We start from the raw sequence: 14,505 nt of genomic DNA, 5'->3' as shown, positions 1-14,505 counted from the left end.
AATGGATAGCTCGATTATATAGCTTGTTTACATCTAGCTCCAGCGCCTACGCGTGCGCAAACTTCAGGCCTCCTCCCTACGATAAGTCATCATCGAATCGCTTAGTGCTCCTGCGCCAAAGCCTATTCTTGGAAGCATATCTTCAGCTCGTCGCAAAGCCACGCAGCTATTCGAAGATGTTGCTTCATGATGCAATGCAGGTAGTAGCTTCGCTCTTCGTGATTCCTTTATCTCAGTCGAAGCCCCTCCAGTTTGTACGGCGATGACCAAGGCGCTTGCGCTTTTGCTTTTAACAATTTTTAGAAAAAGTGTGGTGAATAACATGGAAAAAAGAGAGCCAAAAGATATAAGGGTTGTTGTCGGCATGTCTGGAGGAGTAGATTCATCAGTTGCTGCTTTGCTGCTTAAGCAACAGGGCTATGATGTAATCGGGATTTTCATGAAGAACTGGGACGATACAGATGAGAACGGAGTATGTACGGCAACAGAGGATTACAACGATGTCATCCGTGTATGCAACCAGATCGGCATCCCGTATTATGCAGTCAATTTTGAAAAGCAATACTGGGACAAGGTGTTCACGTACTTCCTTGAAGAATACAAAGCGTACCGCACGCCGAACCCTGATGTCATGTGTAATAAGGAAATCAAATTTAAAGCGTTCCTTGACCATGCACTGCAGCTTGGGGCCGATTATCTGGCAACCGGCCATTATGCACAGGTAGAATATCGTGATGGCGAATACAAAATGCTGCGCGGCCTTGATGAGAACAAGGACCAAACGTATTTCCTGAATCAATTGAATCAGGAGCAGCTGAGCAAGGTTATGTTCCCGATTGGCGGCTTGCAAAAATCAGATGTAAGGAAAATTGCAGCTGAAGCAGGGCTTGCAACAGCCGCCAAAAAGGACAGCACAGGCATCTGTTTCATCGGTGAACGCAACTTCAAGGAATTCCTTGGCCACTATTTGCCTGCACAGCCAGGCAATATGGAAACAATGGACGGAGAAATCAAAGGCCGACACGATGGCCTGATGTATTATACAATCGGGCAGCGCCACGGCCTCGGCATTGGCGGACAGGGCGACCCGTGGTTTGTGATTGGCAAGGATCTCAAGCGTAATGTCCTTTATGTTGGGCAAGGTTTTGACAATGAAAAGCTGTTTTCAACATCGATACTTGCTGACAATGTAAGCTGGACGTCCGATTCCGAGAAGCCTGCAGAATTTAAATGCACTGCAAAGTTCAGGTACCGCCAGGCGGACAATGGAGTGACCGTTAGACTTCTTGAAGGCAACAAAGCAGAAGTCATCTTTGATGAGCCAATCCGCGCTGTCACACCTGGACAGGCTGTCGTCTTTTATAATGGAGACGAATGCCTGGGCGGCGGAACCATTGATGAAATCTTCATGAACGGACAAAAACTTGATTATGTTGGTTAAAATATATCCCGATTCCCAGCGGCTGCTGGCAATCGGGATTTTTAATTTGATTGATTGAGGTTTGTGTCCAAAAAGTGTAAATCTCGGATATATTGATTTTTTCTCGGGTATATGACTTAAAGAAGTCTCGGATAAGTTGCGGTTTATCTCGGATATATGAGCTAAACTCTCGGATATCTGCCCAGTCGCCGATACTGGAAGGAGACATTGGGATGGTTGGTTTTCCAGATGATGTCTATATGCTCATATCAATGCGAAATAGGCTCATATGAGGCTCATATCCGGGTTAAATAGGCTCATATATTTTTCGTGTTCTTATGAGTACAACTTTCCCCCTGCTTCTCTCTACATCTGCCTAAAAAAGATACGATCAGTATGGTATACTTTTTTCTGACTGGAGTGTGATTTTTAATGGACAAAAATGTAAAAGGAATTGAACATATGCAAGCTGGAAGGCTTGAAGAAGCAGCAGTGGCTTTCAATGAAGCAATTGAACAGAACCCGGCGGACCCGGTTGGATATATTAATTTTGGCAACTTGCTCGCAGCAACGGGCGACAATGAGCGGGCCATGAAGTTTTTTCAAAAAGCGTTGGAGCTTGATGAGAATGCCGCAGCGGCCTACTACAGCATTGGAACCTTGCATTACAACAAAAAGGATTTTGAAAAGGCGACCGTCATGTTTGAAGCCGCAAGGAAAAAAGGCCTTGATTCCAGTGACAACTTTTTCATGTTGGGCATGTCGCTTAGCCAGGAAGGCAAGACGCGCCTTGCGCTTCCTTTTTTGCAAAGAAGCGTCGAGCTCATGCCTGAGGACGTTGATGCACGCTTCCACTATGGGCTTTGTCTTGCTCAAGAAAACCAACTCGATTTGGCGATTGGTCAGTTTGAAGAGTGCATCAAACATGACCCGAATCATGCAGATGCCTACTACAATCTTGGAGTGGCCTATGCCTTCAAAGAGGAAACAGCCAAAGCGCTTGATTATTTAAACGAATCCCTGCGCATTGAACCGGGACATACAATGGCCGCGAGCGTTAAGAATTTTATTGAAGAAACCCTCAGCAGCCAGCAATAATGATTATCAATGATTGAAAGGAGGGCTGTATATGGATCAACAGGATTCGCTTGACCTTTTTTCCGAACAGGGAAAGTATGTCAAGGGCAGGCCGATTGTGACGATCTTCCATAATGAAGCGAACCTTTACACTGTTGCAAAGATAAGGGTCGACGATACGAATGATACGTATGAAGACCGTGAAGCGGTCGTGACTGGCTACTTTCCCAAGCTGCATGACCAGGAAACTTACTTGTTTTATGGGGAATTCAAAGACCACCCAAGGTTTGGCCCGCAATTCCAGGTTACCCATTTCAGGAAGGATATGCCACAGTCGAAGCAGGGGGTTGTCGCCTATCTTTCAAGTGAAATGTTTAAGGGGATAGGAAAAAAGACTGCTGAAACAATCGTGGAAGTGCTAGGGGAGAACGCAATTTCCCGAATCCTGAATCAGCCTTCCCTTCTTGATTCCATACCCCGGCTCCCTCCGGAAACAGCTAAAATGCTCTATGACACACTTATGGAGCATCAGGGGCTTGAACAAGTGATGGTCGCGCTGAACCAGTATGGCTTTGGCCCTCAGCTTTCGATGAAAATTTATCAGGTGTATAAAGAAACAACACTTGAAGTAATTCAAAAAAACCCATACCAGCTTGTCGAGGACATTGAGGGGATAGGGTTTACACGTGCGGACGAGCTAGGGTACCAGCTTGGTATTTCAGGCAGCCATCCCGATAGGATTAAGGCGGCCTGTCTTTACACACTTGAAACGGAATGCATGCAGGCAGGGCATGTTTTCCTGGATGCCCGCGACCTGCTCATTAAGGTAAAGCAACTATTAGAGGAAAATAAACGGGATGTAATTGACTTTAAGGATATTACCGCGGAATTGATTAAACTTGAAGAAGAGGGGAAAATTGCGGGCGAGCAGCAGCGTGTCTATTTGCCGTCCCTTTATTTTTCAGAAAAAGGGCTGGTTACAAGCATAAAGAGAATTCTTGATCAAAAGGATATCGGGCAATTCCCTGAATCGGAGTTCCTTCTTGCACTCGGTGAACTTGAAGAAAGGCTTGGCGTGGAATATGCACCTTCCCAGAAAAAAGCGATTCAAACTGCAATTCATTCCCCGATGATGATCCTGACGGGAGGTCCTGGAACCGGGAAAACCACTGTCATCAAAGGGATTGTCGAGCTGTACGCCGAGCTTCATGGCTGTTCGCTTGAACCAAAGGATTATCATAAAAAGGATGAGACCTTTCCGATTCTGCTCGCTGCTCCCACTGGCCGGGCTGCAAAGCGGATGAGTGAATCAACCGGGCTTCCTGCTGTAACCATTCACAGGCTGCTCGGGCTTAATGGTTCGGAAACGTTCAGCCACGATGAAGAAGCCACACTCGAGGGGAAGCTATTAATAGTCGACGAGACATCAATGGTTGATATTTGGCTTGCCCATCAGCTTTTCAAGGCACTGCCAGAATCCATTCAGGTTATTCTTGTCGGTGATGAGGACCAGCTGCCGTCTGTCGGGCCAGGACAGGTACTTAAGGATCTGCTTCGCTCGGAACGGATCCCGACTGTAAGGCTGACAGATATTTATAGACAGGCAGAAGGTTCGTCCATCATCAGGCTTGCCCACGATATAAAAAATGGCGCCATTCCGGATGATCTAACCAATCAGCAGCCGGACCGCTCATTCATAAAATGCAATGGCCAGCAACTCGCCCAGGTTGTAGAGAAGGTGGCCGAAAATGCAAGGAAAAAGGGCTATCATGTCAGGGATATCCAGGTTCTTGCACCAATGTACAAGGGACCTGCCGGGATTGACAGGCTGAATGTCATTCTGCAGGAGCTGTTCAATCCAAATTCGGATGGAAAAAGAAAGGAACTCGCATTTGGCGATGTCAAATATAGAATCGGCGATAAGGTGCTTCAGCTTGTCAACCAGCCGGAACAAAATGTTTTTAACGGTGACATCGGTGAAATTGTCTCAATTTTTTATGCAAAGGAAAACACCGAAAAACAAGATATGGCCATCGTCTCCTTTGATGGGATCGAGGTTACGTATACACGCCAGGAATTGAACCAGATTACCCATGCTTACTGCACATCTGTCCATAAAGCACAAGGAAGCGAATTTCCGATTGTCATCCTGCCAATTGCCAGAAGCTACTACCGGATGCTGCGCCGGAACCTGATTTATACGGCAATTACCCGAAGCAGGCAGTTTTTAATACTTTGCGGTGAGGAAGAGGCGTTTAGGCTTGGAGTTGAACGAAATGATGAAATGACCCGCCAAACGACACTTACTCAAAAGCTTATTGAAACCTTGCCTGCTGCTGAAGAAAAAGAATCATCGGAAAATAACGGGATTCAGGAAATACAAAATAAAGTCAAAGGCAAGGTGGCAATTGCCGTGGGTGAAGGGCCTTCCTATGAAGAGATGCTGTTGAAAGTAAACCCAATGATCGGCATGGAAAACATTTCGCCTTATGATTTTATGGAATAGGCCGAAGACTAAATTCATAAGTCCCCCTGGATGGCGTGGAGTACAAGTACATCCAGCCGGGCAACCATGTTCGAAAAGGGCGTGAGGTATTGCGGACATTTGAGTTGATAAAGGGGTTGCCCGTCATAACGGGAACAAACGGGGAGAATCTCGGGACTGTAACGGATCTCTGTATTGCAGAAGGGAAGGTTACCGGGCTGATTGTCAGCAAACGAAATTTTCTCAAGCAAAAGCTTTACCTTGATTACAGCAAGGTGTTATCAATCGGGCCTGACGGAATTATTATTTCATCCCCGGAGGAACTTGAGAAAGGCATTACCAAATCCATTCATACGCTCTCACATCAAAGCCCAATTGCCGGAAAAATGGTCATGACAAGTGAAGGCAGAGCGCTGGGAGTCTTACATGATGTATATTTTAACGATGAAGTGGGCACAATCGTAGGGTACGAAATTTCGGATGGATTCTTTTCGGACCTGCAGGATGGGAAAAAAATTATTAAATCGGGCGGGGCCGCGAGCATAGGAAAGGATACCATCATCGTAACTCCTGAAATGACGTGAGGTGCCTTTTCATGTTAAGCTGCCCAAACTGCCAAAGCAAAGATATCGGTAAAATCGGCATCAACCAGTATTATTGCTGGAATTGCTTTATTGAGCTTTCTATTTCCAAGGGGCTGATCCATACCCATCAGGTGGAAGAGGATGGAACCTTAAGCTCTCTCGATGACTTGTTTGAAGAAAATGAGCGCCGATATTCAAGTTAAGTTGATACTTTAAAATGAAGCCGGGGAGGATTCTCCCTGGTATTTTTATTTTAGTTTGCTTTTATAAGCAAAAAGATAGCTGGGCTTTATACAACTTTGGAATAAACTGCACCCTCTTCTCGAAAACTAGCTTTGAGGGAGGTGCGGAATGAATATCCAATTAAAATGGTTCTACCGAATTGGCTTTTTCCTGCTGCTGCTTTCAACTGCATTCATTTTAATGAAATTGAAACCGTTCTGGATTCCCGCTGCCCGCCTAACAGGCTATTTGCTTACACCTTTTATCGCGGGAGGATTCATTGCCTATCTTCTCCATCCAATTGTTGAAAATCTGCATGGCAAAGGGCTTCATCGAGGGTTGGCAGTGCTGATCATCTATATTGTTTTTTTCGGAGGAGCGGGATTTGCCTTTTATAAAGGTGTACCTGCATTTATTAACCAGATTCAAGAGCTTTCTGCAAGCGCCCCAGACTTTGCGGACCAATACCGAGAGATACTTTCAGGTTTCGAAAAACGGACGGAAGGATGGCCGGACGGGATTAGGGATCGGGTTGATGGAGCCATTAATGCTGTGGAGAAACGGCTTGATAGTCTCTTCGACAGAGTGGCCGCAGGATTCGGAATACTGGCAGATTCGATTTTGACCCTTGCTGTCATTCCGTTTATAGCCTTTTACATCTTAAAAGATTATGAAGTGCTAAAGAGGGCTGTCTGGTATATGACCCCGAATAAATGGCGGCGGCAAGGAATTAAGTTTCTTCGGGATGTCGATGAATCTTTGGGAGGCTATATTCGGGGCCAGCTTCTTGTATGTACACTTATGGGCGTTATTTCTTCCATTCTGTTTTGGGTTGTGGGACTTCGCTTTCCACTGCTTTTGGGTCTGGCGGTCGCACTTACAAATGTTATCCCGTATTTTGGCCCTTTTATTGGAGCCATCCCTGCTGTCACGATAGCCGCTTCCACTTCTGCGAAAATGGTGTTTATCACAATCGTGATTGTCTTTTCCCTCCAGTTCCTTGAGGGAAATATTTTATCACCGTATATTGTAGGGAAAAGCCTGCATATGCATCCGCTGCTCATTATGCTATCGCTTTTGGCAGGAGGAGAAATAGGAGGAATACCAGGTTTAATCCTCGCTGTTCCGATTCTTGCAATCTTGAAAGTGGCCATCATACATGCAAAAGGTTTTATTGTGAGAACATTCTAATCGCCCTGATTGACAAACGAACTCTGCATCGCTATAATCCAGACATAGGAAAACAGTATCCGAGAACATGATGAAGGATCGAGTATGCTATTGGCAATCCAACCGCATTACATGCGGACAGAGAGGGCTTCCACTGGCTGGAAGAAGCCCGGATGAAAAATGGCAGAACGCTAATCCGGAGTGCAGCTAATCACTGCCGTATGCCGCGTTAAGGCATCAATGAGAGATGGGTAATAGAATTACTACCCATAATCAGGGTGGTACCGCGAGTCAAGCTCTCGTCCCTGTCCAGGGATGAGGGCTTTTTTGTGTTCTTTTTTTAAAAAATATGCTGCGCATTCCAGAAAAAAATAAGGAGGATTCAAAATGAAACAATTAACTGGCTCACAAATCAGGAAGATGTTCCTGGACTTTTTCCAGGAAAAAAATCACCAGGTTGAACCGAGCGCATCCCTCGTACCGCACGACGATCCATCATTGCTTTGGATCAACAGCGGGGTCGCAACCTTGAAAAAATATTTTGACGGCCGTGTCATTCCGGATAATCCGCGTATTACAAACGCACAAAAGTCGATCCGGACGAATGATATTGAAAATGTCGGAAAAACTGCGCGCCACCATACATTCTTTGAAATGCTCGGCAATTTTTCGATCGGTGAATACTTTAAGGAAGAAGCGATTGAATGGGCCTGGGAGTTCCTGACTTCACAAAAATGGATAGGGTTCGAACCTGAAAAGCTGTCTGTGACTGTTCATCCGGAAGACCAGGAAGCATATGAGTATTGGAACAAAAAAATTGGCATTCCAGAAGAAAGAATCATCCGCCTTGAAGGCAACTTCTGGGATATTGGCGAAGGTCCAAGCGGGCCAAACACTGAAATTTTCTACGATCGCGGCCCTGAGTATGGAGATGATCCAAATGATCCAGAACTATATCCTGGCGGTGAAAATGACCGGTATCTAGAAGTTTGGAATCTTGTCTTTTCCCAATTCAACCATAACCCTGATGGGACATATACACCGCTTCCAAAGAAGAATATTGATACCGGGATGGGTCTTGAACGGATGGCATCCGTTGTCCAGAATGTTCCAACCAACTTTGAAACCGACTTATTCATGCCAATCATTCGCGCAACAGAAGAAATCTCTGGCGTAAAATATGGTGAATCCAAAGAGTCGGACGTTGCTTTCAAAGTAATCGCGGATCATATTAGAACCGTAGCCTTCGCTGTGGGTGATGGGGCGCTTCCTTCGAATGAAGGGAGAGGCTATGTTCTGAGAAGATTGCTTCGCAGGGCTGTCCGGTATGCAAAGCAAATTGGCATCAACCGCCCATTTATGTTCGAGTTGGTCCCGGTTGTCGGCGAAATCATGCACGACTTCTATCCGGAAGTTAAGGATAAGCAGGAGTTTATTCAAAAGGTGATTAAAAACGAAGAAGAGCGATTCCATGAAACCCTGCATGAAGGGCTAGCCATTCTTGAAGGTATTCTGGAAAAAGCAAAAGAATCTGGCAGCAAGATGATTTCAGGTGCTGATGCTTTCCGACTATATGATACGTACGGATTCCCTGTCGAATTGACAGAAGAATATGCAGAAGAAAGCGGCCTTAAGATTGATTATGATGGCTTTGAAGCTGAAATGGCTGCACAGCGTGAGCGTGCCCGGGCAGCAAGGCAGGATGTCGATTCAATGCAGGTGCAGAGCGGAGTTCTCGGTGAAATCAAGGTTGACAGCAACTTTGTCGGCTATGACCAGCTTGAAACCAACTCAACAGTGCTCGTTATCGTAAAAAACGGTGAGATTGCCACGGAAGCAGCAACAGGCGAGGAAGTTCAATTAATTCTTGACCATACCCCGTTCTATGCTGAAAGCGGCGGCCAAATCGCGGACGAGGGCCTCCTAATTGGAGATGGAGTCAAAGCTTTTGTCAAAGACGTCAAGAAAGCTCCGAATGGACAGAACTTGCATCGCGTAGTAATTGAGAATGGCAGCTTAGAGACCGGAAAAAAGGTTGCCGCTGCTGTTAACCGGGAAAACAGAGTAAGAGTTATTAAAAACCATACAGCAACACATCTCCTGCATCAGGCATTGAAGGATGTGCTTGGAACACACGTCAACCAGGCTGGATCGCTTGTTGAAGCGGATAGGCTCCGATTTGACTTCTCGCATTTTGGCCAGGTAAAGCCGGAGGAACTCGAGGAAATTGAAAAAATAGTAAACGAGAAAATTTGGCAAAACATTGAAGTGGATATTTCCTTAAAACCAATTGCTGAAGCAAAGGCAATGGGTGCTATGGCGCTATTTGGAGAAAAGTATGGAGATATCGTCCGTGTCGTAAAAGTGGGTGACTACAGCCTTGAGCTTTGCGGAGGCTGCCATGTGCCAAATACTTCTGTTATCGGGCTGTTCAAAATTGTTGCTGAAAGCGGCATTGGGGCTGGTACCCGCAGGATTGAAGCGGTAACAGGTGAGGCAGCATACGAGTTAATGAACAGTCAGGTTGGTTTGCTGAAGGAAGCTTCTGAAAAATTGAAAGCAAATCCTAAAGACCTGCCTGCCAGAATAGAAGGCCTTCTTGCCGAACTCAAACAGGTTCAGCGCGAAAATGAATCGCTTTCCGCAAAACTTGGACACATTGAGGCATCAAATTTGACTGCGAAGGCTAAACAAGTAAATGGAATCACTTTGCTATCTGCAAATGTCCAAGGCCAGGATATACCGGGGCTTAGAGGAATGGCTGATGATTTGAAACAAAAATTGGAATCAGCCGTCATTGTTCTTGGCAGCGTGAACGAAGGAAAAGTAAACTTGATTGCTGCCGTAACCCAGGATTTAATTGGGAAAGGGTTCCATGCCGGGAAACTTGTCAAAGAGGTGGCAGTACGGTGCGGCGGCAGTGGCGGCGGGCGCCCAGATATGGCCCAGGCCGGCGGCAAGGAACCAGGCAAGCTTGATTCGGCGCTTCAGTTTGCCGAAGAATGGGTAAAATCAATTTGATAATCAGGACAAGTAGTGTAGAATGAATATATTACCAACGATTCTCTATGCTAACGAAAATGCGAGGTGCAGGCAATGAGCTCATTAGACAAAACAATGAGATTCAATTTTCCTGAAGAGCCATTTGAACATGATGTAGACGAAGTCCTTTTCCAGGTGCATGAAGCGCTTCAGGAAAAAGGGTACAACCCGATTAACCAGATTGTCGGCTACCTGCTTTCCGGTGACCCTGCCTATATACCGCGCCATCGGGATGCACGAAACATCATCAGGAAGCTTGAACGGGATGAAATCATCGAAGTTTTGGTGAAATTTTATCTTAAGCAGAAACGCGGAGGCTAAGTAATGCGGATATTGGGTCTTGACGTCGGCTCAAAAACGGTCGGCGTCGCCCTCAGCGATGAACTGGGCTGGACAGCTCAGGGTCTTGAGACAATTAAAATCGATGAGGAAAAGAACGAGTTTGGTTTTACCCGTTTGGGTAAAATTATAGAGGAGTATGGCGTCGGCCAAGTGGTGGTTGGTTTACCAAAGAACATGAATGGGACAATTGGGCCGCGTGCCGAGGCCAGCCAGCGTTTTGCTGATCAGGTGGAAAGCCTGTTCTCCGTCCCGGTTGTCCTATGGGATGAGCGGATGACCACCATGGCTGCTGAACGGGTCCTTCTCGAAGCAGATATGAGCAGGAAAAAACGGAAGAAGGTCATAGACAAAATGGCAGCCGTGATGATCCTGCAAGGGTATCTTGACAGTAAAAAATATTGAGGTGAAAACAATGGAACATGGAGATAACCAAATTACCGTTATAGATGAAGACGGCAAAGAGCAATTGTACACCATCCTGACCACTTTCGATCTGGAAGAGTTCGGGAAGTCCTATGTGCTATATTATCCTGCTGATGCGGATGAGAATGGTGACGATGAAATTGAAATCCACGCTTCAGCATTCGTGCCAGGTGCCGAGGGTGAAGAAGGGGATTTGATTCCAATCGAATCAGAAGAGGAATGGGACAGGATTGAAGAAATCCTTGGCGCCTTCCTCGATGAACAAGACGATTACGAGGATTAAGTAAGTAAGATAGGCTGGACCGGCGCTTTCGCCGGTCTTTTTTTTGTGCCGTATTTCCGGGGACAATTGGGAGGGTGAGAGAGGAGCTTTTCAAATAGATTAATCGTCCTGGGTAAAAGGATGATTAATCATACCTGCATGGGAGGAGTTTAATCTAAAATCACCTTTCCGAAAATGGATTTATTTTCCACATAGAGGCATTAAGACCCAGGAAGAAGCAGTCCATAAGGGCTGAACCAATTAATTCTTACTATCTCGATTAGAGGGCTAAATGAGGAATATCAAGGGATTTATCGACCCGGAATCATTGGAGACAGTTTTCTTCAAATTGACAAGAATCACTATATATGCTGAAATTATTACGGTAGTATTGAAAAAAATGCAGAATGTTGTTATATAATAGGCAAAAGAAACTAGATACCTTTACAGGATAAAGGACCTTTCACAGCCAGGAGGGGGAAAAGCAGAATGTCTGCTGACATGAAAAACAATAAGAAAGAGATGATTCGCCAAAAACTGATTGAGCAGCAGGGAGAGGCAAAAGTCGTAAGAAAAATCGTTTTACTCATAACGCTTGTAGCGATCGTGCTTGCTTTGGCATTAGGTGGAGGAGGATACCTTTATGTCAAATCCGCATTAAAACCTGTTGATCCCTCGAGCAAGGAAACGAAAAATGTCGTTATTCCTATTGGATCCTCGGTGACCGGAATCGCGAACGAGCTCGAGAAGAGTGGCGTTATTAAAGACGCCCGTGTATTTAAGTATTATGTCAAGTTTAAAAATGAGTCTGGTTTCATGGCAGGGGAGTACAAAATGAATCCTGCAATGACGATTCCTGATATAATCAAAAGCTTGAAAACAGGCAAGGTTGTCCAGCCGGAGAAGTTCCGGGTAACCGTCCCTGAAGGAAAGCAGCTTACTGAAATAGCGGAAATTATTTCTAAGGCGACTGGCGAAAACCAGGAGAATGTTTTTGCAACGTTAAATAATCGCGACTATATCAACAAGCTTATGGAGAAGTATCCTGACTTGTTAACGAAAGATATTCTTGGCGAAAATGTTAAATATCCGCTCGAGGGTTATTTATATCCTGCTACTTATCCAATTTATAAGGACAAACCAACAGTCGATGAACTTGTCACCATGATGCTCAATAAAACTCAGTCTGTTCTTGCTCAATACAGTGAAAGCAGCACAGAGAAAAATATGTCACCCCATCAGCTGCTGACAATGGCTTCATTGATTGAGGAAGAAGCAACAGAACAGGTTGACCGCCATAAGATTTCAAGTGTGTTTTATAATCGGATTGATGCCGGGATGCCGCTTCAGACGGACCCAACAGTTCTTTACGCACAAGGAAAACATAAAGAACGTGTTTTATACGAGGACCTGGAAGTGGATTCTCCGTATAATACTTATAAGCATCCGGGGCTTCCGCCTGGACCGATTGCCAATGCGGGTAAAATGTCGATTGAGGCGGCTTTGAATCCGGAGAAAACAGATTTTTATTATTTCCTTGCTGCAAAAGATGGAAAGGTTTATTTTTCCAAGACGCTTCAGGAGCATAACAAATTAAAGGCACAGCATATAACAAACAATAATTGATTATTGGCCGGGGAAGACATGGATTTTCCCCGGCTATTATGGTAAAATGATTCAGGTGTTTTAGAGAGAATAGTTTCCACTGGTATAACCCTAACTATAACTAAAAGGGGAATATGTTCCAGTTTATAGACTATAGCGTGAATTACAGCATCCAATGGATAAGCCTTTTGGCCTTCAAGGTTTGCTGTGAACGCTATTTTTTCGTGTTTAAGGCTACATAGCAAAGTTGAGGTGGAACGCTTGTTGGATGAAAAACTGCAAGCCTATATAGAGGGCCTTCTTCCTGAAAGAAATGGCTTATTTGCCGAAATGGAGGCTTTTGCAAGAGGTAATCATGTTCCGATCATGGAGCCTGCCGGAATGGAAGCATTGCTGCAGGTATTGAGGATTTTGAAACCCCTGCGTATTCTTGAGCTTGGTACCGCAATTGGTTATTCAGCGATGAGGATGGCCGAAGCAATTCCTGAAGCAACTGTAGTTACGATTGAACGAGATGAGGAAAGATATCGGCTTGCCAAGGAGTATTTCTCGAGAGGCGGGTTTGAGAATAAAATTCATCCGATTTTGGGTGATGCGCTTGAGGTTTCCGATAAAGTAAGCACGTTTGCTCCTTTTGACGCACTATTCATTGATGCTGCCAAGGGGCAATACCAGAAATTCTTTTCTTTATACGAGCCATATTTGACTGCAGGCGGAGTGCTTGTAACCGATAATGTTCTTTTTAAAGGGCTTGTTTATAATGAACAAACCGAAAATAAGAGGCTGGCAAAGCTGGCTGAAAAAATACATGGCTACAATGTTTGGCTTGCTGCCCAGGAAGCTTATACAACAACAATTCTCCCGATTGGCGATGGGGTTGCAATTAGTTATAAAAGAGGGTGAAGGAATTGAAAAAAACTGAATTGCTCGTAACACCAACTAGCGTGAATGATATCCTGCCTCTTGCCGAAGCAGGCGCGGATGCATTTGTAATAGGTGAACAACGTTTTGCCTTAAGGCTTGCTGGAGAGTTTAACCGGGAAGAGGTTAAGGAAGCAATTGAACTCGCCCATTCAAAAGGAAAAAAGGCATATGTATCCATGAATGCTATTTTTCATAATGAAAAAGTGGACGAGCTGGGTGAGTACCTTAAGTTCGCAAAAGAAGCTGGAGCGGACGCAGTATTGTTTGGTGACCCGGCGGTCCTAATGGCAGCGCGTGAAGTTGCCCCCGGCCTTACGTTGCATTGGAATACAGAAACGACGGCAACGAACTGGTACACCTGCAATTATTGGGGAAGGAAAGGTGCGAGCCGGGCCATATTGGCGAGGGAAATAAACATGGATTCCATCATTGAAATAAAAGAAAAGGCTGAGGTTGAGATTGAAGTTCAAGTCCACGGTATGAGCTGTATGTTCCAATCAAAGCGTTCGTTGCTAGGAAATTACTTTCAATACCAGGGCAAGACAATGGAGATTGAAAACAGCAGGCTGGACAAGGATATGTTCCTGCATGACAAAGAGCGGGGCACGAAATATCCTATTTTCGAGGATGCAAATGGAACTCACATAATGAGCCCGAATGATATCTGCGTTATCGATGAACTTCAGGAGATGCTTGAGGCAGGGGTCGATTCTTTTAAAATTGAAGGAATCCTTAAAACACCCGACTATATCATTAATGTGACCCGTCTTTACCGGAAGGCAATTGATCTTTATTTTGAAGATCCGGAATTATATGAGGATGCAAAGGATGGCCTTCTCGAAGAAATAGAAAAGATTCGGCTGCCATCAAGGCCTTTGGATACAGGATTTTTCTTTAAAGAAACGGTTTATTGATCTTTGTTTTAAATTAAGAGAAATGGAGGTATATG

The 14,505-nt window shown here is 45.0% G+C and carries 14 protein-coding genes; all 14 read left to right on the top strand.

Annotated elements, in window-relative coordinates:
• The first annotated feature begins 322 nt into the window (after positions 1 to 322).
• Positions 323 to 1,441, top strand: coding sequence for a tRNA 2-thiouridine(34) synthase MnmA (mnmA, locus tag A8F94_RS04960; RefSeq protein ID WP_066196446.1), 1,119 nt, complete (start codon positions 323 to 325; stop codon positions 1,439 to 1,441).
• A gap of 411 nt (positions 1,442 to 1,852) precedes the next feature.
• A complete protein-coding gene (locus A8F94_RS04955) occupies positions 1,853 to 2,518 on the top strand; it encodes a tetratricopeptide repeat protein (RefSeq protein ID WP_066196441.1) in 666 nt (221 codons plus the stop codon).
• Between the two features lie 31 nt (positions 2,519 to 2,549).
• Positions 2,550 to 5,003, top strand: a complete 2,454-nt coding sequence (gene recD2, locus A8F94_RS04950; RefSeq protein ID WP_066196435.1) for an SF1B family DNA helicase RecD2 — start codon at positions 2,550 to 2,552, stop codon at positions 5,001 to 5,003.
• 89 nt (positions 5,004 to 5,092) lie between these two features.
• Positions 5,093 to 5,566, top strand: a complete 474-nt coding sequence (locus A8F94_RS04945; protein WP_066196430.1) for a PRC-barrel domain-containing protein — start codon at positions 5,093 to 5,095, stop codon at positions 5,564 to 5,566.
• Positions 5,567 to 5,577: 11 nt separating this feature from the next.
• Positions 5,578 to 5,769 carry a hypothetical protein gene (locus A8F94_RS04940; RefSeq protein ID WP_066196425.1) on the top strand — a complete coding sequence of 64 codons (192 nt, stop codon included), beginning with the start codon at positions 5,578 to 5,580 and terminating at the stop codon, positions 5,767 to 5,769.
• A 148-nt stretch (positions 5,770 to 5,917) separates the two neighbouring features.
• Positions 5,918 to 6,979: an AI-2E family transporter gene (locus tag A8F94_RS04935; RefSeq protein WP_066196422.1), complete on the top strand. Its 1,062-nt coding sequence runs from the start codon at positions 5,918 to 5,920 to the stop codon at positions 6,977 to 6,979.
• A 366-nt stretch (positions 6,980 to 7,345) separates the two neighbouring features.
• The gene (gene alaS / locus A8F94_RS04930) at positions 7,346 to 9,979 is read left to right on the top strand and encodes an alanine--tRNA ligase (protein ID WP_066196419.1); all 2,634 of its coding nucleotides are present in this window, start codon (positions 7,346 to 7,348) and stop codon (positions 9,977 to 9,979) included.
• Positions 9,980 to 10,054: 75 nt separating this feature from the next.
• On the top strand, positions 10,055 to 10,321 hold the full coding sequence (locus A8F94_RS04925; RefSeq protein ID WP_066196417.1) for an IreB family regulatory phosphoprotein: 267 nt from the start codon (positions 10,055 to 10,057) through the stop codon (positions 10,319 to 10,321).
• Between the two features lie 3 nt (positions 10,322 to 10,324).
• On the top strand, positions 10,325 to 10,744 hold the full coding sequence (ruvX, locus tag A8F94_RS04920) for a Holliday junction resolvase RuvX (protein WP_066196415.1): 420 nt from the start codon (positions 10,325 to 10,327) through the stop codon (positions 10,742 to 10,744).
• Between the two features lie 10 nt (positions 10,745 to 10,754).
• Positions 10,755 to 11,048, top strand: coding sequence for a DUF1292 domain-containing protein (locus A8F94_RS04915; protein WP_066196412.1), 294 nt, complete (start codon positions 10,755 to 10,757; stop codon positions 11,046 to 11,048).
• 271 nt (positions 11,049 to 11,319) lie between these two features.
• Positions 11,320 to 11,448, top strand: coding sequence for a hypothetical protein (locus A8F94_RS26320; protein WP_302621291.1), 129 nt, complete (start codon positions 11,320 to 11,322; stop codon positions 11,446 to 11,448).
• 68 nt (positions 11,449 to 11,516) lie between these two features.
• Positions 11,517 to 12,653 carry an endolytic transglycosylase MltG gene (gene mltG / locus A8F94_RS04910; protein WP_066196409.1) on the top strand — a complete coding sequence of 379 codons (1,137 nt, stop codon included), beginning with the start codon at positions 11,517 to 11,519 and terminating at the stop codon, positions 12,651 to 12,653.
• Positions 12,654 to 12,893: 240 nt separating this feature from the next.
• Positions 12,894 to 13,535, top strand: a complete 642-nt coding sequence (locus A8F94_RS04905) for an O-methyltransferase (RefSeq protein ID WP_066196406.1) — start codon at positions 12,894 to 12,896, stop codon at positions 13,533 to 13,535.
• 5 nt (positions 13,536 to 13,540) lie between these two features.
• Positions 13,541 to 14,470 (top strand): peptidase U32 family protein, encoded by a 930-nt coding sequence (locus A8F94_RS04900; RefSeq protein WP_066196404.1) that lies wholly within the window; start codon positions 13,541 to 13,543, stop codon positions 14,468 to 14,470.
• Positions 14,471 to 14,505 lie beyond the last annotated feature (35 nt).

Origin of the sequence: Bacillus sp. FJAT-27225, from assembly GCF_001685025.1 — a bacterium.
Classification (GTDB): Bacteria; Bacillota; Bacilli; order Bacillales; family Cytobacillaceae; genus Bacillus_D.
Note: the sequence above shows the minus strand (reverse complement) of the source record. Positions and strands in the feature narration are given on the sequence as shown.

Bases quoted from the DNA above. Each gene is read 5' to 3' on its own strand.
- A8F94_RS26320 (WP_302621291.1), top strand. From the start codon at position 11,320: ATGAGGAATATCAAGGGATTTATCGACCCGGAATCATTGGAGACAGTT.
- alaS (WP_066196419.1), top strand. From the start codon at position 7,346: ATGAAACAATTAACTGGCTCACAAATCAGGAAGATGTTCCTGGACTTT.
- mltG (WP_066196409.1), top strand. From the start codon at position 11,517: ATGTCTGCTGACATGAAAAACAATAAGAAAGAGATGATTCGCCAAAAA.
- A8F94_RS04915 (WP_066196412.1), top strand. From the start codon at position 10,755: ATGGAACATGGAGATAACCAAATTACCGTTATAGATGAAGACGGCAAA.
- A8F94_RS04925 (WP_066196417.1), top strand. From the start codon at position 10,055: ATGAGCTCATTAGACAAAACAATGAGATTCAATTTTCCTGAAGAGCCA.
- mnmA (WP_066196446.1), top strand. From the start codon at position 323: ATGGAAAAAAGAGAGCCAAAAGATATAAGGGTTGTTGTCGGCATGTCT.
- recD2 (WP_066196435.1), top strand. From the start codon at position 2,550: ATGGATCAACAGGATTCGCTTGACCTTTTTTCCGAACAGGGAAAGTAT.
- ruvX (WP_066196415.1), top strand. From the start codon at position 10,325: ATGCGGATATTGGGTCTTGACGTCGGCTCAAAAACGGTCGGCGTCGCC.
- A8F94_RS04940 (WP_066196425.1), top strand. From the start codon at position 5,578: ATGTTAAGCTGCCCAAACTGCCAAAGCAAAGATATCGGTAAAATCGGC.
- A8F94_RS04955 (WP_066196441.1), top strand. From the start codon at position 1,853: ATGGACAAAAATGTAAAAGGAATTGAACATATGCAAGCTGGAAGGCTT.
- A8F94_RS04935 (WP_066196422.1), top strand. From the start codon at position 5,918: ATGAATATCCAATTAAAATGGTTCTACCGAATTGGCTTTTTCCTGCTG.